The organism is Gordonia desulfuricans NBRC 100010 (genome assembly GCF_001485495.1).
Taxonomy (GTDB): Bacteria; Actinomycetota; Actinomycetes; order Mycobacteriales; family Mycobacteriaceae; genus Gordonia; species Gordonia desulfuricans.
In genome coordinates, this window is the sequence record NZ_BCNF01000012.1 from 80,888 (window position 1) to 101,221 (window position 20,334).

9 protein-coding genes are annotated in these 20,334 nt (G+C 70.5%); 6 read left to right on the forward strand and 3 right to left on the reverse strand.

What is annotated here, in order from left to right; translation table 11 throughout:
- Nucleotides 1–15 precede the first annotated feature (15 nt).
- The 3 genes from GD1_RS02020 to GD1_RS02030 all read left to right on the forward strand — a co-directional run bounded on the left by GD1_RS02020 (nt 16) and on the right by GD1_RS02030 (nt 14,721).
- Nucleotides 16–13,734, forward strand: coding sequence for a non-ribosomal peptide synthetase (locus GD1_RS02020; RefSeq protein WP_444979449.1), 13,719 nt, complete (start codon nt 16–18; stop codon nt 13,732–13,734).
- A gap of 149 nt (nt 13,735–13,883) precedes the next feature.
- The gene (locus tag GD1_RS02025) at nt 13,884–14,135 is read left to right on the forward strand and encodes an MbtH family protein (protein WP_020793989.1); all 252 of its coding nucleotides are present in this window, start codon (nt 13,884–13,886) and stop codon (nt 14,133–14,135) included.
- A gap of 259 nt (nt 14,136–14,394) precedes the next feature.
- A complete protein-coding gene (locus tag GD1_RS02030) occupies nt 14,395–14,721 on the forward strand; it encodes a hypothetical protein (RefSeq protein WP_157079346.1) in 327 nt (108 codons plus the stop codon).
- Nucleotides 14,722–14,789: 68 nt separating this feature from the next.
- Here GD1_RS02030 and GD1_RS02035 read toward each other — a convergent pair whose 3' ends face one another.
- Nucleotides 14,790–15,371 (reverse strand): DUF4190 domain-containing protein, encoded by a 582-nt coding sequence (locus GD1_RS02035; protein ID WP_083533796.1) that lies wholly within the window; start codon nt 15,369–15,371, stop codon nt 14,790–14,792.
- Nucleotides 15,372–15,563: 192 nt separating this feature from the next.
- The gene (locus tag GD1_RS02040; RefSeq protein ID WP_059035335.1) at nt 15,564–16,073 is read right to left on the reverse strand and encodes an MTB12 C-terminal domain-containing protein; all 510 of its coding nucleotides are present in this window, start codon (nt 16,071–16,073) and stop codon (nt 15,564–15,566) included.
- 143 nt (nt 16,074–16,216) lie between these two features.
- Here GD1_RS02040 and GD1_RS02045 point away from each other — a divergent pair, with 143 nt between their 5' ends.
- From GD1_RS02045 to GD1_RS02055, 3 genes are all read left to right on the forward strand, one after another.
- Nucleotides 16,217–17,329 carry an LLM class flavin-dependent oxidoreductase gene (locus GD1_RS02045; RefSeq protein ID WP_053777910.1) on the forward strand — a complete coding sequence of 371 codons (1,113 nt, stop codon included), beginning with the start codon at nt 16,217–16,219 and terminating at the stop codon, nt 17,327–17,329.
- Nucleotides 17,326–18,006, forward strand: coding sequence for a CE1759 family FMN reductase (locus GD1_RS02050; protein ID WP_059035338.1), 681 nt, complete (start codon nt 17,326–17,328; stop codon nt 18,004–18,006). Before GD1_RS02045 ends, GD1_RS02050 begins: the two co-directional genes overlap by 4 nt.
- Before the next feature lie 356 nt (nt 18,007–18,362).
- Nucleotides 18,363–18,770 (forward strand): nitroreductase family deazaflavin-dependent oxidoreductase, encoded by a 408-nt coding sequence (locus GD1_RS02055; RefSeq protein ID WP_059035340.1) that lies wholly within the window; start codon nt 18,363–18,365, stop codon nt 18,768–18,770.
- 505 nt (nt 18,771–19,275) lie between these two features.
- Here GD1_RS02055 and GD1_RS02060 read toward each other — a convergent pair.
- Entirely contained in the window at nt 19,276–20,289 is a 1,014-nt protein-coding gene (locus GD1_RS02060; protein ID WP_059035342.1) for a pirin family protein, read from the reverse strand.
- Between the last annotated feature and the right edge of the window lie 45 nt (nt 20,290–20,334).

The window sequence follows — 20,334 nt, forward strand, 5'->3', positions numbered from 1 at the left end:
TCCGCCGCACCTGCCCTGGTCTTCGGTGACCGCCGGGTGTCCTACACCGAGTTCCGTGCACGGGTCGACACCCTGGCCCGGGAACTGATCTCGGCCGGGGTGGGACCCGACGTCGCCGTGGCCGTCTGTCTCGACCGGTCGGTGGAACTGCTGGTCGCGGTGCATGCGGTGGTCTCCGCCGGCGGCCAGTACGTACCCCTCGACCCGTCGGCGCCCGCCGACCGCACGAGGCACATGGTCGAGACCGCGGCGGTGCGGCTGGTGTTGACCGGCCCCGCCACGGAATCGGCCGACGGCACCGGCGTGGACGCCCTCGGCACCGGTGTCCGGGTGCTGACCGTCGACGCCTCGGGCCCTTTCGACCCGCACACCCCGCCGGTGACCGATGCCGACCGGCGCGCACCGCTGCACCCCGACGACGCCGCCTACACCCTGTTCACCTCGGGATCGACCGGGCGTCCCAAGGGGGTCACCGTCTCCCATCGCGCCATCGTCAACCGGCTCGACTGGATGCGGGAGTGGTACGCGATCAAGGACTCCGACGTCTTCCTGCAGAAGACGCCGGTCACCTTCGACGTGTCGGTGTGGGAACTGTTCCTCCCGTTCACCGTGGGTGCCACCCTGGTGATCGCCGAACCGGACCGGCACGGTGAGCCGGAGTACCTGGCCGGTGTGATCACCGGTCACCGGGTGTCGGTGGTGCACTTCGTGCCGTCCATGCTCGCCGCCTTCGCCGACGTGCTCGGCTCGCGCCGCCTGGCCGGATTGAGTTGTCTGCGACTGCTGTTCACCTCCGGCGAGGCGCTGACCGCGGCCACCGCCGGCACCGTGCTCGCCGCGCTGCCCGGGCTGGGGCTGCACAACCTGTACGGACCGACCGAGGCCGCGGTCGACGTCACCGCGCATCGGGTACGCCCGGGGGAGACGGTGGTACCCATCGGGGTGCCGGTGCCGTCCACCTCCACCTACGTCCTCGACCCACGGTTGCAACTGGTGCCGGTGGGGGTGCCGGGCGAGCTCTACCTCGGCGGTGTCCAGCTGGCCCGCGGGTATGCCGCACAGCCCGCCCTCACCGCCGAACGGTTCGTCGCCGACCGGTTCGGCGACGGCGGCGGACGGCTCTATCGCACCGGTGACCTGGTCCGCTGGAATGCCGGCGGCGAGATCGAATACCTGGGCCGCACCGACTTCCAGGTGAAGTTGCGCGGTCAGCGCCTCGAACTCGGCGAGGTGGAGGCGGTGCTGTCGGCCGTCGACGGCGTGGTGCACGCGACGGTGACCGTCGCGCGCGTCGGCGACGACGACCATCTGATCGCCTACCTCGCACCCGACGACGTCGACCTCGCCGCCGCCCGCACGGCGGTCGCCGCGGCTTTGCCCGAGTACATGCGCCCCACCGTGTGGATGCCGCTGGCCGAGATGCCGCTGAACTCGGCCGGGAAGGCGGCCCGCCGGGAGCTGCCGCCCCCGGTGCTGGGCACGGAATCCGATCATGTCGCACCGGAATCGGATCTGGAGGAGATGGTGGCGAGGGTTGTCGGCGACGTCCTCGGGATCGACCGGGTCGGTGTGGCGACCTCGTTCTTCGACCTCGGCGGGAACTCGTTGTCGGCGACGCGCGTCGCGGCCCGGCTGGCCGACACCCTCGACCTCGACGTCACCGTCCGCGATCTGTTCGACACCCCCAGTGTGCGAGAACTGGTGGCGGCCACCGCGGGTCGGGGCCGCCGCATCCCCCGCCTGGCCCCGGCGACCCGCCCGGAACGGATTCCGCTGTCGACCGCGCAGTCCCGGATGTGGTTCATCAACCGGTTCGACCCGGAATCGGCGGCCTACAACATCCCGATGGGTCTGCGTCTGTCCGGCGCACTCGATGCGGTGGCCCTGCGGGATGCGCTCGGCGACGTCGTCGAACGCCACGAGGTGCTGCGCACGCGATACCCGGCCGACGAGCACGGCCCCGTCCAGCAGATCCTGTCCGCGGCCGAGGCCCGCGCGATGCTCGACTGGGCCGACGGATGCGACGCCGATGCCCTGCTCCACGGCGCCACCGACGGATTCGACGTCACCACCGAACTCCCGATCCGGGCCCGGCTGGCCTCGGCCGGTGCGGACTGCTGGGATCTGGTGATCACCGTGCACCACATCGCCTTCGACGGCGAGTCGGCACCGGTCTTCGTGCGGGATCTGTTGGGCGCCTACCTGACTCGTACCGGAGCCGATGCCATCGCACCGGCGCCGCTGCCGGTGCAGTACGCCGACTTCGCCCTGTGGCAGCGGTCGGTGCTGGGATCGGCCACCGACCCCTCCGCCCGGATGGCGGTCCAGCTCGACCACTGGCGCACCGTGCTGGCCGACCTGCCCGAGGTCACCGATCTCCCGATGGATCGCCGGCGGCCCACCGTACTCGACACGGCGGCCGGTCTGGTCACGGTCACCATCGACGACGCGGTGGCCGATGCGCTCGAGGTGTTCGCGCGGGAGCACGACCTGACCGCGTTCATGGTCTCCCATGCCGCGCTGGCGATCACGGTCGCGCGCCTGGCGGTGACCACCGACGTGGTGATCGGCGCACCGATCGCCGGTCGCACCGATGCGGCCCTGAGTGATCTCGTCGGCATGTTCGTCAACACCCTGGTGCTGCGGACCCCGGTCGACCCGGCGCAGACGCTGTCGGAGTTCGTCGCCACCGTCCGCGCCGTGGACGTCGATGCCTTCACCCATTCCGACGTGCAGTTCGACGACCTGATCGACGAGCTCGCCCCGGATCGATCCACCGCTCATCAGCCACTCGTGCAGATCGCCATCACCCACGGTGCCGCCGATCATCGCCGCCCCGCCCGACTCGACACCGCGGCGTTCGGACTGACCGCCGAACCGCTCGGGATCGCCGCACCCGTCGCCAAGTTCGACCTCACCGTGGGCGTCACCGACCGGTCGTCCGACGGACCGATGAACGCCGGATTCGTCTATGCCACCGCACTGTTCGACGAGTCGACGGTGCAGCGCCTCGCCGACACCTGGCTGCGGGTGCTGCTCGCCCTGATCAGCGAACCCGACGTCGCCACCGGAGACGTCGACCTCGTCGACGAGCGGGCCCTGACATCGATGCGGCCGAGCCGCAACTCCACCGGGGTGGCAGCCCCGGCCGCCGACGGCGGCATCTCCGTCCCGCGCACCCTCGTCGACATCCTCGCCGCCCGGCACCCCGACCCCGACCGCCCGGCCCTGATCTGCGCCGGGATCGAGCTGTCGCACGCCGAGTTCGACCGTCGCACACAGCGACTGGCACGAGCCCTGATCGAGCGGGGGATCGGCGCCGACGACGTGGTCGCGGTGGGCCTCGAACGATCCGTCGAGTCGGTGATCGCGGTGTTCGGCGTGATCGGTTCCGGCGCGGCGTACGTGCCCGTCGACCCCGCGCACCCACAGGACCGGATCGACTACATGCTGGCCGATTCCGGTGCGCGATGGGGGATCACCGACGCCGCCACCCGATCCCGGCTCGGGGACACCTGCCGGTGGATCGACGTGGCCGAGGCCACCGACGCCACCCGCAGCTCCCTGCCGATCGAGGCCGGTGAGCGGCACGGCACGATCCGACTCGACACACTCGCCTACCTCGTCTACACCTCCGGGTCCACCGGCCGTCCCAAGGCGGTCGGGGTGAGCAACCGGGGACTGGCCACCCTGATCGATGCGCTCGCCGAGATCACCGGCACCCCGGAGCAGTCGCCGGACACGCGCATCCTGCATGTCGCATCACCGAGTTTCGACGCCTCGGTGCTGGAGATGATGTGGTCGGTCGCCCTCGGCCACACCCTGGTGATCGCACCCGCCGGGGAGTACGCAGGCGATGCGCTCGGACGAATCCTGGAGCGCGACAAGGTGACCGACACCCTGATCACGCCGACGGTACTCGCCACGGTCGACCCGCGACACGGGCGCGGAATCCGCAACCTGGTGACCGGCGGCGAGGCCTGCCCGCCGGAACTCGTCACGCGGTGGGCACAGGCCCGGCCCGGCGGGGCGATGTTCAACTTCTACGGGCCGTCGGAGGCCACCGTCTGGGCCACCACCGGCCGTTCGGTACCCGGCGAACCGATCGTGATCGGGCGTCCGGTGCGCGGATTCACCGGATATGTCCTCGACGCCCGGCTGCACCCGGTACCGCAGGGTGTGGTGGGGGAGCTGTACCTGGGCACCCCCGACTCCCTCGCCCGCGGATATCTCGGCCGGCCCGGCCTGACCGCGGCGTCGTTCGTGGCCGATCCGTTCACCGCGATCCCCGGCGGCCGGATGTATGCCACCGGAGATCTGGTGCGGATCGGCGCATCCGGGGACATCGAGTTCGCCGGGCGCGCCGACCACCAGGTGAAGATCAACGGACAGCGCGTCGAACTCGGCGAGATCGAGGCCGTGCTGGCGGCGCAGCCGGGTGTGGAATCGGCGGTCGTCCTCGGCGTCACCGACGACACCGGCCGTTCCCGGCTGGTCGCCTACCTGGTTCCCGAGACCGCCCCGAACCCCGAGACCGCCCCGAACCCCGAGAGCGCCGACGCCGATGGCCGGAGCGACCTCGACACCGAGGTGATCCTGCGGGGTGCCGCCGACCATCTCGCCGGCCACATGGTGCCCCACCACGCCGTCGTCCTCGACGCACTGCCCACCACTCCCGGCGGCAAACTGGACCGCAAAGCCCTTCCGCGGCCGACGCTGTCGGTGCTGTCGGCGCAGGACGCGGGCCACGAGGCCCCGGCCACCGCGGCCGAGGAGGCCCTCGCCGCGATCGTGGCCGGCCTGCTCGGCCGCGAGCGGGTCGGGGTCACCGAGTCGTTTTTCGCGCTCGGCGGCGACTCGATCATGTCCATCCAGCTCGCGTCCGCGGCCAAGGCGGCAGGACTGCACCTGTCCCCGCGGGAGATCTTCGAGCACAAGACGATCCGCGGGATGGCCCGGGTCGCCGGGGACGACGCCGACCGGATCGACCCGCTGCCCGAACCGGCGGGTGGACCGATCGGTGAGATGCCGATCCCGCCGATCGTGTCCTGGCTGGTGTCGGCCGCACCCACCCCGGCCGATCTCGCCGACTTCAACCAGTCGATGGTCCTGACCCGGCCCGCCGGCCTCGGGGCCGGCGAACTGCGCCGGGTGCTCTCGGCGGTCGTCGCCACCCACCCGATGCTGTCGGCCGCCCTGCGGATCACCGACGCCGGCCCGGTGCTCACCGCCGGTCTGCCGTTCGACGCCGACACCGCGATCAGCACGCACACCGTCGACCACGCCCACGGTGTGACAGGAACCGACGCGACGGTGCCGGCCGAACAGATCCGCCAGGTGCACGCATCTGCGGCGCGCCGCCTCGACCCGTCCGCCGGGCGGGTGGTGCACGCGGCCCTGATCGAGGACGGCGCCGGCGGTGGCCGCATCGTCCTCGTCGTCCACCACCTCTCCGTCGACGCGGTCTCCTGGCCGATCCTCGTGGAGGACCTGATCACCGCGTGGACACAGGTGTCGGCCGGACAGGAACCGACACTGCGCGGTGAGGGGACGTCGTTGCGCGCATGGCAACACGCCGTGGCCGGGCAGATCGACCGGCACCGAGGCGAACTGGGTCACTGGCTGACCCGCAGTGCAGGCGATGCCTCGACGGTGCCCGCCTCTACGGTGCTCACCTCTGCTGCGGACACCCCGGCACCCACACCGGATACCGGATACCGCTATCGCGAGACCGCATCGGTGGTCCGCGAGGTGACCGGCCCGATCGCCGCAGCCGTCGCCACCGCGGTGCCCACCGCCTTCGGCGGCACCGTCGCCGACGTCCTCGTCGGTGCCCTCGCACGCGCCATCCGCAGCCGGCAGTCCGCGCAGGGGATCGGTTCGGGCGCACCGCTGTCGGTGCTCCTCGAGGGACACGGCCGATACGAGGACCTCCTCGCCACCGGCAACCGGCCGGTGCGCGCCGACCTGTCGCGCACCGTCGGCTGGTTCACCTCCATCGCACCGATCGCACTGTCGGCCGACGGCGACATCGTGCACGCCGTCAAGGAGGCCAAGGAAGAACGGGTCGGCATGCCGGCCCACGGCATCGGCTTCGGGCTGCTGCGCCAGGACGACGGCACCGGACTCGCTGCCCACCGGCTCCCGGACATCGCCGTCAACTACCTCGGGACCCGGGCCGTGCGCGGCGCGGGCGACGACACCGCCGCCGCGGATGCGGCCGGGCCCACCGAATCCCTGCCCGCCGAAACCCTGCCCGGCCGGTTCCTGCCCGCCGCGGACGCACCGTTCCTGCCGTCGGTGGTCACCGGCGACCTCGCCGCGATGAGTGCCCTGACGATCAACGTCGGCGCCACCACCGGAGACCGGCCCGCGGTGACCGCGGACTTCCGGTATGTGCCGGAGGTGTTGTCGCACAACGACGTCGCCGACATCGCCGATCGCTGGGCGCAGGAACTCGACGCCGTCGTCCGATATGTCGCCGAGACCGGCGATGTCGGCCTCTCGCCCTCGGATGTGCCCGGGACCGGGGTGACGCAGACCGACCTGGACGAGCTGGGTGACCGGTATCCCGGTGCCGACGTGTGGCCGCTGTCGCCGTTGCAGCGCGGCCTGTTCTTCCAGGCCGAGCTGGCCGGTGACACCGACGTCGACGTCTATGTGACACAGGCGATCCTGGAGCTCGGACCCGATGTCGACCTCGACCGCCTGCGCCGGGCCGGAGACGACCTGCTGATCGGCCATCGGGTGTTGCGCAGCGGCTACCTGCGTCTGCGCAGCGGAGCCGCGGTCGCGGTGATCCCCACGCAGGCACAACTGCCCTGGCAGACCGTGACCGTCGACGACGCCGCAGTGGCCGCCGGCCGCATCACCGAGGTGGCGGCGGCGGAGCGGACCCGGCCGTTCGACCTGACCGCACCGCCGCTGATGCGTGCGGCCGCCGTCGTCCATCCCGACGGTGTCGACGTGGTGATCACCAGCCATCACCTGCTGTTCGACGGCTGGTCGGCTCCGCTGGTGCTCGCGGATCTGCTGGCGCTGTACGCAACCGGGGCCACCTACACCCGTCGCGGCACCGGCGACTTCGCCGACCATCTGCGTCGCCTGGCCGCTGCCGACGACGAGGCCGGTCTGGCCGCATGGCGCCGGCTGCTGGCACCGCTGGACGCCCCCACCCTGGTGGCTCCGGGTGCCTCGATCACCGCCGATGCGATGCCCGTGGATCTGGTCGTCCCGATCGAGGCCGACCTGGTGGCCGCGGTCGACCGCCTCGCCCGGGCACACGGTGCGACCGTCTCCACCGTGCTGCAGACCGCGTGGGCGATCTTCCTCGCCGAGTTCACCGGCAACCGTGTGGTGGTGTTCGGCGAGACCGTCTCGGGTCGTCCCGCCGACCTCGACGGTGTGGAATCCATGGTCGGGCTGTTCATCAACACCCTGCCCGTGGTGGTCGACGTCGACCCGGACCTCTCGATCGCCGGGCTGCTGGAAAACGTTCAGGCGGACAAGGTCTCGGTCCTCGATCACCAGCAGCTCGGGCTGCCCGAGATCGTTGCGGCGGCCGGGGTCCCGGTGGTGTTCGACACGCTCACGGTGCACGAGTCCTACCCCGTCGACCGGGACTCGGTGACCGCTGCGGCCCCGGGGGCGGGTCTGACGATCCGGGGGATCTCCACCCGGGACGCCACCCACTACCCGCTGAACCTGGCGTCGGCCCCCGCCGGTGACGCGCTCACCCTGACCCTGAAGTACCTGCCGTCGGCCTTCGACGACGCGCAGGTCGCGGTGTTCGGCGAGGTCCTCCGGCAGATCCTGCGATCGATGGCGACCGCACCGGCCACCCCGGTCGGACGGATCGAGCTCGTCGCGCCCGGCGCCCGCACCGATGCGCTGATCGCCCCGCGCCTGCCCGCGACCACCCCGGTCACTATCCCCGACCTGCTGGCCGGCCGAACCGTCGACGCCGGTCACCCGGCGCTGATCTGCGACGGACAGGTGCTCGACCATGCGGAGTTCGAGGCCCGGACCAACCGGGTGGCGCGATCGCTGATCGGCCGGGGGATCGGGGCCGAGGACGTCGTCGCGGTGGGCATCGAGCGCTCCGTCGACTCCGTCGTCGCCGCCTGGGGCGTGCTCAAGAGCGGTGCGGCCTACCTGCCGATCGATCCCGCACACCCCGACGACCGGATCGCCTTCATGATCGGCGACTCGCAGGTGAGCACCGGACTCACCACCGCGGCCACCCGTCCGCGACTGGGCGAATCCGACTGCCGGTGGCTCGATCTCGACGACGTGGCGACCCACGGTTCGGCGGCGCCGATCGCCGCCGACGAGCGGCATGGGCACCTGCGCGTCGACGGACTGGCCTATCTGATCTACACCTCCGGTACCACCGGACGACCCAAGTCCGTCGCGGTCTCGCACCGCGGTGTGGCCACCCTCACCGCAGAGCTGCGAGCCCTCACCGGCGAGCGCGGCGCCGACCCGGACACCCGGGTCCTGCACGTCGCGTCGCCGGGGTTCGACGCGTCGTTCTTCGAGATGATCTGGGCGATCGCCGGCGGACACACCCTGGTGATCGCGCCGGCCGGCGACTATGCCGGCCGGGCCCTGGGCACCGTACTGCGTCGCGACCGGGTCACCGACATGGTGATCACCCCCTCGGTGCTCGCGACGCTGGAGGTCGGCGACGCCGCCTACGTGCGCCTGCTCGCGACGGCCGGTGAGGCATGCCCGCCCGATCTCGTCACCCGCTGGGCCGGTGACGGCCGCGCGATGGTCAACCTCTACGGTCCCACCGAGTCCACGGTGTGGTCCACGGTGGCCGGTCAGACACCCGGGGCGGAGGTGACCATCGGTCGCGGTATCCGCGGGATGGCCACCTACGTGCTCGACGACCGGCTGCGCCCGGTGCCACGCGGGATGGTGGGCGAGCTGTATCTGTCCTCCGCGGTGTCACTGGCCCGCGGCTACCTCAACCGAAGCGCCCTCACCGCAACACGATTCGTTGCCGACCCGTTCGCCGGACCGGGTGGCCGGATGTATGCCACCGGCGATCTCGTCCGGGTGCGCGCCGGTGGCGGCCTCGAGTATGCGGGCCGCGCCGACCACCAGGTGAAGATCAACGGTCAACGCGTCGAACTCGGTGAGATCGAGGCCGTGCTCACCGGTGTGGACGGCGTGAGTGCGGCGGTGGTCCTCGGGGTCGGTTCGCCGGCCGTCGCGCTCGTCGCCCATCTCGTCGCCCCCGCCGATCTCGACATCGGTGTGGTCCGGGCCGCTGCGGCCAAACACCTTCCGGCACATATGGTCCCGGGCGCATTCACCATCCTGGACGCCTTGCCGCTCACCCCGACCGGCAAACTCGACCGGGATGCGCTGCCCGACCCGCTGCACCGCGGCGCGGACCTGCCCTACGTCGTCCCGGCCACCCCCGACGAGGAGGCCGTCGCGGGCGTGTTCGGTGAGGTGCTCGGCGTCGACCGGGTGGGTGCCACCGCGTCGTTCTTCGACGCCGGCGGCAACTCGCTGTCGGCGGCCCGGCTCGCGGCGCGGCTGTCGGATCGCTTCGACGCCACCGTGACCGTGCGCGATGTCTTCGACGCACCCACGGTGCGGTTGCTCGCCGACCTCGTCGGCAGCGATGCGATGGCCGGTGCACGCGCGCCGATCACCGCCATCACCCCACGGCCGCAGGAGATCCCGCTCTCGTTCGCGCAGCGGCGGATGTGGTTCGTCAACCGATTCGATCCGTCGGCGGCCACCTACAACATCCCGGCCGTGCTGCGGGTCGAGGGCCCGCTCGACATCGGGGCACTGCGGGCGGCATTCGGCGACGTCGTCGAACGGCACGAGATCCTGCGGACCACCTTCCCCGAGGTCGACGGCATACCCCGTCAGCACGTGCATCCGGCGACCGATGCCGGACGTCTGCTGGACTGGGCGGAGCTCGATTCGGTCGACCGGCTCGAGGCCGCCGTCACCGCCGGCTTCGACGTCACCGCCGAGTTCCCGATCCGCGCACGCCTGTGTCCCGTGCCCGGCGGTGCCCACCTCATCGCGGTGGTGCTCCACCACATCGCCGCCGACGGCGAGTCGGTGGGCCCGCTGGTCGGCGATCTCGCCTCGGCCTACCGGGCACGGGTCGAGGGCCGGGCCCCGCAGTGGACCCCGCTGGACGTGCAGTTCGCCGACTTCGCGATCTGGCAGCACCGCGTACTCGGCGACCCGGCCGACGAGCAGTCGCCGGTCGGGACGCAACTGGCCTACTGGCGTGAGCGTCTCGCCGGGCTCCCCGACATGCTCGCGGTACCGGCCGACCGGCCACGTCCACCGGTGCAGTCCCATCGCGGCGCCACCGCCGGCCTCGTGATCCCGGCCGCGGTGGCCGCACGGCTCACCGCGGTGGCGGCAGAGCACGCGATGACGCCGTTCATGGTGCTGCACGCGGCGGTCGCGGTGCTGTTGTCGCGGCTGTGCGCCACCGACGACATCACCGTCGCCACCCCCACCGCGGGCCGCGGCCAGGCGGTGCTCGATCCCCTGATCGGGATGTTCGTCAACACGCTGGTGCTGCGGACACAGGTCCGGGGGAGCGAGCCGTTCACCGATCTGCTGGCCCGGGTCCGCGCCGACGACCTGGCCGCATTCGCACACGCCGACGTCCCGTTCGAGGCACTGGTGGAGGCGATCGATCCGGTTCGGTCCGAGTCGTTCTCGCCGCTTGCCCAGGTGATGCTCGCACTCGACCAGGCGTCGGCGACGTCGGGTGGCGCGGCGGTGCCGGCGGTCGAGATCGGCGGTCTACACGTGGAACCGGTTGCCGCGCCCGCGGTCCCGGCACAGTTCGACCTGACGGTGTCGATCGCGACGGCACCCGACGGTGAGGACTGGGGTGGATCGGTGGTGTATGCGACCGACCTGTTCGATCCGTCCACCATCGAGGCCTTCGTCGCACGATTCGTCGCCGGACTCACCGACCTGCTCGCCGATCCCGCTGCGGCAGTGGCCGATACGCCCCTGCTGCTGCCGGCCGAGCGTCCCGGCCTCGCCGCCTGGACGGCCGGGCCGCAGCAGGCCGTGGCGCCGATGCTGCTGCCGGATGTGCTGGGGGCACAGGCGGTGCGGACACCGGATGCGACCGCGTTGGTCAGCGGTGATCGTGTGGTGACCTACGCGGAGTTCGCCGCGCGGGTGTCGGCGCAGGCCCGCGAGCTGATCGCACTCGGCGTGGGACCCGATGTCGCGGTGGCCGTGTGCATCCCGCGATCGGTGGAGATGCTGGTCGCGGTGCATGCGGTGGTGACCGCCGGCGGACAGTATGTGCCGGTGGACGTGGAGGCGCCGGTCGGGCGGGTGCGGTCGATGTTCGAGACCGCCGACGTCCGGGTGCTGCTGGTGGACCGGTCCGGCCGGTCGGTGTCGGCCACCGGCGTCGCCGCGGAATCCGGTGTCCCGGTGCGGCAGGTGGACACCGGTGGGCCGGTGCCCGCGGCCGACACCGACGGCGCCCCGGTGGCCGCCGCCGAGAGGCTCGCGCCGATCGGTCCGGAGACCGCCGCGTACACCCTGTTCACGTCCGGATCGACCGGTACGCCCAAGGGTGTCACCGTCGGCCATCGGGCGATTGCCAACCGGCTGGTGTGGATGCAGCACGACCATCGGTTGACCGCGGCCGACGCGGTGGTGCAGAAGACGCCCTACACCTTCGATGTGTCGGTGTGGGAACTGTTCTGGCCGTTCATGATCGGCGCACAACTGATCATCGCCGAGGCCGGCCGTCACGGCGACCCCCGCTACCTCGCCGACCTGATGGCCACCCGGCAGGTGTCGGTGGCGCACTTCGTCCCGTCGATGCTGTCGGCATTCCTCGACGTCGTCGACGCCCCCCGGCTGGCCGCACTCGACGGGCTGCGCCTGCTGTTCACCTCCGGTGAGGCGTTGCCGCCCACCGTGGCACAGTCGACCCTTGCCGCGTTGCCCCGGACCCGGCTGTACAACCTGTACGGGCCCACCGAGGCCGCCGTCGACGTCACCCGGCACGAGGTGACCGCGGGGGAGACGGTGGTGCCGATCGGGCGACCGGTGCTCAACACCACCACCCATGTCCTCGACGGGCGGTTGCGGCCGGTGCCGCCGGGAGTGGCCGGTGAGCTCTACCTCGGCGGTGTGCAGGTGGGCCGGGGATATGCGGCCCGTCCGGATCTGACGGCCGAACGGTTCGTCGCCGACCCCTTCGGTCCCGCCGGTGCTCGTCTGTACCGCACCGGCGACCGTGTCCGCTGGGATCGCGACGGACGGCTGGAGTATCTGGGGCGCACCGACTTCCAGGTCAAGCTGCGCGGTCAGCGACTCGAGCTCGGCGAGATCGAGGCGGTGCTGGCCGGTGCCCCGGGGGTGGTCCACGCCGCGGTGATCGTCGCGCCGGGTCCGGCCGGAGACCGGTTGGTCGCCTACCTCGCCCCGGCCGACGCCGACGTCGAGTCCGCCCGGGCACTCGCGGCGGGACGGCTACCGGAGTACATGCGGCCCGACGTCTGGACGACGCTGCCGGAGATGCCGCTGAACGTGGCCGGAAAGGTCGATCGGAAGTCGCTGCCGGCCGTGGCCGCCGAACCGTCGGTGTACCTCGCTCCCGGCACCGAGGTCGAACGCATGGTGGCGCAGGTGTTCGCCGAGATCCTCGGTGTCGACCGGGTGGGTGTCACCGACTCGTTCTTCGACCTCGGCGGCAACTCGCTGGCGGCGACGCGGGTGGTGGCCCGGGCAGGTGAACGATACGGTCTGCGCATCGAACTGCCCTGGCTCTTCAGCGATCCCACCGTCGGTTCGCTGGCCCGCCGGATCGCCGATCACACCGTTCTGGCCGGCGACGTCCTGATCGCGCTCCGGACGCAGGGCGGGCGAGCGCCGCTGTTCTGTGTGCACCCGGCCGGCGGCCTGGCGTGGTTCTACGGCGGACTCGCGCCGCATCTGGCCGACCGTCCGATCTACGGCCTGCAGGACCCGCACGTGATCCTCGGCGAGCCGACCGCCGGCGCCGAGGCCCTGGCCCGCCGGTATGTGGCCGAGATCCGTCGGGTCCGCCCGCACGGGCCCTACCACCTGCTGGGCTGGTCGGTCGGCGGTGTGATCGCCCACGCGATGGCCACGCTGCTCGAGGCCGAGCACGAGGAGGTGGCCTTCCTGGGCATCATGGACTCCGCACCCGAACCGGCCGGACCGGCGGAATCGGCCGGACCTGCCGACCGGTCGGCGGTTCCCGATGTGCTCGACGGTTCGGTCGCGGCCGATCTCCTCGGCGGGTGGCGCGACCTGTTCGACCTCGGCGACGAGGTCCGCGCCGAGTCGCCGGCGGAACTCACCGCGATCATCCGGTCGCAGATCGCCGGGATGGGACTGCTCGCCGACGATCAGGTGGAACGGATCATGGAGAGTTTCGCGGCCTCCGACGAGGCCGTGCTCGGCTACCGACCCGGTGTGTTCGGCGGTGACGCACATGTCTTCGTCGCCACCGCCGACAAGCCGGACCCAGCACGTGTCGTCGACGCGTGGCGACCCTTCGTGTCGGGTCCGGTGGCCGGCACCGAGGTGGACACACACCATCTCGGGATGGCCGACGAGGCGTCGCTCGCGGTGATCGGCCCGGTGCTCGACGAGGCGCTGACGGTTGCCGACCGTCGCGGCCCGTCCACACGGAGGCCGGTGTGGGGAGGGCCTGGGCTCAGACCGTAACCTGAATGTAGTTAGGTGACCCTATCCACGGGTCCCGACGTCGAACGAATGATGAATTGACGATGTCGCCGCGCGAATGCGCGCGACGACATGACAATGGTGGGAACGGCGGCCCGTGTGCCGTCGGCGCCAGAGAGAGGACGAGGTAGATGACGAACCCCTTCGATGACGAGAACGGTCGATTCTTCGTGCTGGTCAACGACGAGAACCAGCATTCGCTGTGGCCGGTCTTCGCCGACATCCCGGCGGGCTGGACCAAGGTCTTCGGTGAGGACAGCCGGGCCGCATGCCTGGAATACGTCGAGAAGAACTGGACCGATCTGCGGCCCCAGAGCCTGATCGACGCCATGGAGGCCGACAAGGCCGCGCGTGCGGGCGGCGGGGACGCCACCGGGCAGTGACCCGTGGGAGATACCCGGCGGCGAGCCGATGTCGCCGCCGGGTGTCGCACCCGTAACACTTTCACATCAGCAACATCTTTCACATTTTCCTCACGCGGTTGCGCTTGTATCGTCGGTGGCGAAAGTATTGTCATTATGGACTGTGTGATTCGTCACAGCTGCCGATGGCCACTCCGTGTAAGCGGCCTCGGTCGGGCACAGTGAGCAGAACGTGTTCCGTCGGCGGACCCTCAGTGGTGGCCAGTTCGAGGAGGCCGATGTGGTATCCGATCGTGAGGTCGAGGCCGTGGTGTCAGAGGTCGGGCGCCGTGCGCTGATCACGCCCAGTCTGGTGGCGGTGCGTGTCTTCGGCGAGGCCATCACCTTCGGTGATCTCGACCGATCCATCCGCGAGTACACCATCGTGATGGAGGCCCGCGGACTCTCGCCGCATGCGGCCTTCTTCGCGGCCCTGCTCCACTGTGCGCCGTCGCTGGCGTCGGTGATCGACGGCAAGAGCTGTGAGCGGGTCCTCGACGATGTCGTCACCTGGATCGGGCGCGGTATCGACACCGGTCCGGCGCAGGGACTGCGCGCCGTCGGCTGAACCGACTCGGGTTCCCACGATCAAGGCCCGGAGCTCTGCGCTCAGGCCCACATCCCCGCGATCGGACGTCAGAGTCCCGCGATCAGCAGTACCAGGAACAGGATCGGCAATCCGACGATGGCACTGCCGGTGCCCAGCACGATCCCGGTGATCGCGCGGCCGGTACCGCGGTAGTCCGGGCGCCTGCCGATCTGGAAGGCCCCTACCAGTCCGAGGACGACGGCCAGTGCGCCGACCAGGCCGCCGAGGCCGGCCAGTGGGATCAGTGGCATCGACGCCAGTCCCGAGATCATTGCCGCCTGTGCGACCGGCGCGGTCCGGCGCGTGGGCGGGAGGACGGGCTGCAGCGGCGTGTACGGCACCGGATCGGGGCGGCCGAGGTCCCAGTAGTCGCCCACCGCGGGTAGCGGGGAATCGTCCTGCCGGGCGCGGGGCGACAACCAGAAGCTCCCGGTGGCCGGCGTCGCGACCTCGACCGCGGCCGGGACTGGTGCTGCGGGGATCGGTGCGGCGGGTGGCGTGCCGGTGGAGGTGAAGGCCGTGGAGGCGGGGGCGGGGAGCGGTTCGTCGTCGTTCACCGTCGGCCATCGGAGATGCTGATCGGTCACCGCGGGCGCGATCGGACTGGTGGGGTGATCGGTCCGGGTCATCCGTTCCTCCTGGTCCATGGGCCGGGTCCGAGTGTACCGACGTCCGCCGACATCCCGGTCCGCCGAAGATCGCGTTCCCTGTTCCTCGTCGTCCCCGTCGCGGGCGCCGGGTGCGGAGATGACAGACGCCCCACCGGACGGGTCCGGTGGGGCGTCTGTGGTCGGTACCGGATGGATCGGTACCGGATGAGGTCAGTGACCGCCGGGCATCATCGACGACAGCTGCTCGACGACGCTGCCGCTGAGCTTCCAGGTGCCGTCGATGTTGACGTAGGTCAGGTCCAGGTCGACCGGGTGATCGGGGGCGTGCGGGCTGGTCACGGCGACGGTGACGGTGGCCTTGTCGCCATCGGCCTTCACGGTCTTCACCTCGTACACCTCGGGGCCGTAGCCGGCGGCCGACGCGCCCTTGTTGTAGGCCTGCAGGGCGGGCTTGGTGGCCGGGTTGGAGGTGTCGACCACGGTGTCGAGCTGCTCGCTCGAGGTGTCCGGGTTGAGTGCGGTGCGCAGGATGGTCTGCGCCGACGCCACGTCGAGATCGGTCGCCTGGGCCTCGCCCGAGGTGCTCGCCTCGGCGGATGCCGATGCGGACGCCGACGTCGTGGTGGTCGAGGTGGTGTCGTCGTCGCTGGAGCATGCGGCGACGGAGAAGACTGCAGCGCCGGCCAGCAGGGCCGCGGCGACGGACTTCCGAAGCGTCATTTCGTGACTCCCATCGAGGATTAGGTAAGCCCACACTAACTCACCGGTAGGTTTCGCTCGAGGAGGCGCCCCGCAGGAATTAAACGGACCAAGGTCCGGTTATGCTGGGTGACAGTTACCCACCGGCACCTCGGAGGCGCGCCATGCAGTTCGGACTCTTCAGCGTCAGCGACATCACCACCGATCCCACGACCGGCATCACCCCCACCGAGAACGAGCGCATCAAGGCGATGGTGACCATCGCGAAGAAGGCCGAGGACATCGGGCTCGACGTCTTCGCCCTCGGTGAGCACCACAACCGCCCGTTCTTCTCGTCGTCGCCGACCACCACCCTGGCCTACATCGCCGCCCAGACCAGCACGCTGAACCTGTCCACCTCGACCACCCTGATCACCACCAACGATCCGGTGAAGATCGCCGAGGACTTCGCGATGCTGCAGCACCTCGCCGACGGGCGCGTCGACCTCATGCTCGGCCGCGGCAACACCGGGCCGGTCTACCCGTGGTTCGGTCAGGACATCCGGCAGGGCATCCCGCTGGCAATCGAGAACTACCATCTGCTGCACCGGCTCTGGACCGAGGACGTCGTGAACTGGGAGGGCAAGTTCCGCACCCCGCTCACCTCCTTCACCTCCACTCCGCGCCCGCTCGACGACGTCGCACCGTTCGTGTGGCACGGCTCGATCCGCAGCCCGGAGATCGCCGAGCAGGCCGCCTATTACGGGGACGGCTTCTTCGCCAACCACATCTTCTGGCCCGCCGAACACTCCAAGCGGCTGATCGACTTCTACCGCGAGCGCTACGAGCACTACGGACACGGCAAGGCGCACCAGGCGATCGTCGGTCTCGGCGGACAGTTCTTCATCCGCAAGAACTCCCAGGACGCCGTTCGCGAGTTCCGGCCGTACTTCGACAACGCCCCCGTCTACGGACATGGCCCGTCGCTGGAGGACTTCACCCGCGAGACCCCGCTGACCGTCGGCAGCCCGGCTGAATTCGTCGACCGCACACTGTCTTTCCGTGACACCTTCGGCGACTATCAGCGTCAGCTGTTCCTCGTCGACCACGCCGGGCTGCCGTTGAAGACGGTGCTCGAGCAGCTCGACGAGCTCGGTGAGGTGCTGCCCGAACTCCGCAAGGGCTTCGCCGCGGGCCGCCCCGCCGACGTCCCCGACGCCCCGACCCACGCCTCGCTGGTCACCGCCCGCGACGCCGAGGCCGATTCCGCCGACAACACAGAGAAGGTGAACGCATGAGCGCCGTGGATCTCGTCGCGGTCAACGCCGGACTCGGTGAGCCGTCGTCGACGAGGATGCTCGTCGACCGGCTCGTCGCTGCGACGACCGCCGAATTCGGTTCGGACGGAGTCGATGTCACCGTGACGGTGATCGACCTGCGGGACCTCGCCGTGGACCTCGGGGCCTCGATGGCCGCCGGTTTCGCCGGCGGTGCGGCCCGGGCGGCGATCGAGCGGGTGCAGCAGGCCGACGCGCTGATCGTGGCGACCCCGGTCTTCAACGCCTCGTACTCGGGGTTGTTCAAGACCTTCTTCGACCTCGTCGACGTGGATACGATGACCGCCAAGCCGGTCCTCATCGCGGCAACCGGTGGCAGCCCGCGACATTCGATGGTGCTCGACCACGCGCTGCGCCCCCTGTTCGGGTATCTGCGCACCGTGGTGGTGCCGACCGGGGTGTACGCCGCGTCCGAGGACTGGGCCGGTGGTTCCGGTGACACCACCTCGCTCGACACCCGGATCAGGCGTGCGGCAGCAGAACTGGCGGCTGTGGCCGGCACCCGCCCCGCCCGCGCGGTGCGCTCGGGTCGTCGCCCGGCCGCCGATGCGGTCGCAGACACCGCCGACGGTTCGGATGCGAGCCGCCGCGCGGAGCAGGCGGGTATCGACAACTTCGCCCGGCTGCTGGGCCGCTGACCAGACCCCGCTGACCCGATCCCACCACGACACCGCCCCGGCCATCCGGCGGCGGACGGTCTGCTCGAGTCCGCCGACGAGCGCATAGGCCAGTACCGAGACCACGATGATGATCGCGATCGACGCCCAGAGCTGGTTGTAGTCGAAGGCCCAGGTCACCGATGTCAGCAGCGGTCAGATGTCGGTGGGCACCGCGGAGTGGATGTCGCCGAGACCTACGGCTCGTCGGGGCGGAAACCCGGCGGCAGGCGCGGCGGCTGCGGAGATGCTCAAACGCTGAGCAACAGGGGTCGTTCGCCAGATGTCCGTCGCTGGATCACAATGGGGGTCTCATCATCCTGTCGAGGAGGCGTCCCGTGGCCGGCTATCCACCCCGTAACGACACCCCGGACACACCGGTGTTGCTGCCCGCACCGATCGAGCGGATCGTGTTGGGCCTGCAGCCCGTCCTCGGTCCGATCGCCCGCCGGACCCCGGCGCTGGCCACCATCACCCATCGCGGTCGGGTCACCGGCGAGACGTTCCGGACCCCGGTGCGGGCGTTCCGTGGCGATGGGGTGCTCGCCGTCGCGATGATCCACGGCACCACCGACTGGGTGCGCAACATCCTCGCCGCCGGGGCCGCCGACGTCCGGCTGTCCGGCACACAGTGCCACATCGTCAACCCGCGGGTGGTGCCGGTCGGCGGTGACGCCGACGGTCTCCCCGACGCCGCACGCAAAGCGCTACGACGCAGTGCGGTCTTCGTCGCCGACATCGGCTGAGCCCATCGTCGCTCGCGTGGGCCGTCGTTGCGTCGTGAGGTCGGCTGTCTGAGGTTTCGACACGTCTCGTCGCTGCGCTCCTCGTCGGCTCAACCATCGTGTGGTTCTTGCGGTTTGGGTAGTGGGTGGTTGAGCCGGGGCCGAGCCCTTGGGTGTTCGTGTGGGCTGTTGTTGCGTCGTGAGGTCGGCTGTCTGAGGTTTCGACACGTCTCGTCGCTGCGCTCCTCGTCGGCTCAACCATCGTGTGGTTCTTGCGGTTTGGGTAATGGTTGGTTGAGCCGGGGTCGAGCTCTTGGGTGTTCGTGTGGGCTGTTGTTGCGTCGTGAGGTTGGCCGTCTGAGGTTTCGACATGTCTCGTGGCTGCGCTCCTCGTCGGCTCAACCATCGTGTGGTGCTTGTGGTTTGGGGAATTGATGGTTGAGCCGGGACCGAGCCCTTGGGCGAGGACCCGTGTCGAAACCCGGTGAGACAGCGGTGTTCGCAACCACTTCCGACTCGAGGGTGATCAGTCGTGCGCCCGACCCGGCGTGTTCTCCCGCGCACGGAGCCGGGTCCCCGGGAGTTGCGGAGCCGGAAGATGTTGCACCTCACCGGTATAACCCTGAACCTGGCCGAACCGTTCGCTGTGGTCCATCCACTCCTCGCGGAACCGGACGATGTCGTCGTGGCTTCGTCCCAGGAAGTTCCACCACATGATGATGTCCTCGCCCAAGGGCAGGCCGCCGAGGACGATCACCCGGGCGGAATCGGAACCGGGGTTGACCAGCGTGAGCTGCTCGGCTCCCAGGCCGACATACCCCAGCTCGGTCCGTTCGATTGTGCGGGAGGCGGATTCGGCGATCGCCACGGAACCGGAATCGACCAGGAATCCGTGCTCGAAGTCGGCGCGAACATCGAGGACGGCCCGGCTCCCCGCCGGCAGATGCAGTTCCGCGCCCATGAGTGGGGTGAATGTCGGCACCGGCGACGCCGATCCGAGCAGCTCGCCGAGGAAGACCCGGGCGGTGACCTCGCCGGCCGTGATCAGTGGTGGCGCGTAGTGGGCGAAACCGCGGGCGGTATCGGCCGCCGACGCGGGCAGGGCGATCCAGAGCTGCACCCCGTGCAGCACCGTGGTGTCGGGGGTGGAGACCTCGGTGTGGGCGATCCCGTGACCGGCGGTCATCAGGTTGAGCTCACCGGGGCGCACCATGGCATGGTTGCCCATCGTGTCCCGGTGCTCGATCTCGCCGGTGAAAAGCCAACTGGCCGTCTGTAAACCGGTGTGCGGATGTGGTGGTACGTCCATGCCGCCGGTGGCCGCGACGTCATCGGGTCCGTAGTGGTCGGCAAAGCACCAGGCCCCGATGAGCGAGCGATCCCGTTGCGGAAGGGTGCGATGCACCGTCATCGCGCGCGGGCCGCCCAGTGGCACGTCGCGTGCGGTGAGGATGTCCATCCGGATCGTTCCGGCCCCCTCCGCCGGTGCGGCGTCGGTGTGGCAGTGCACCTCGGCAGGTTCGGTCTCCAGATTGCTCATCGCGCACCACACTTTCACCGTCGGGCTGGACGTGTGGGCCCAGTC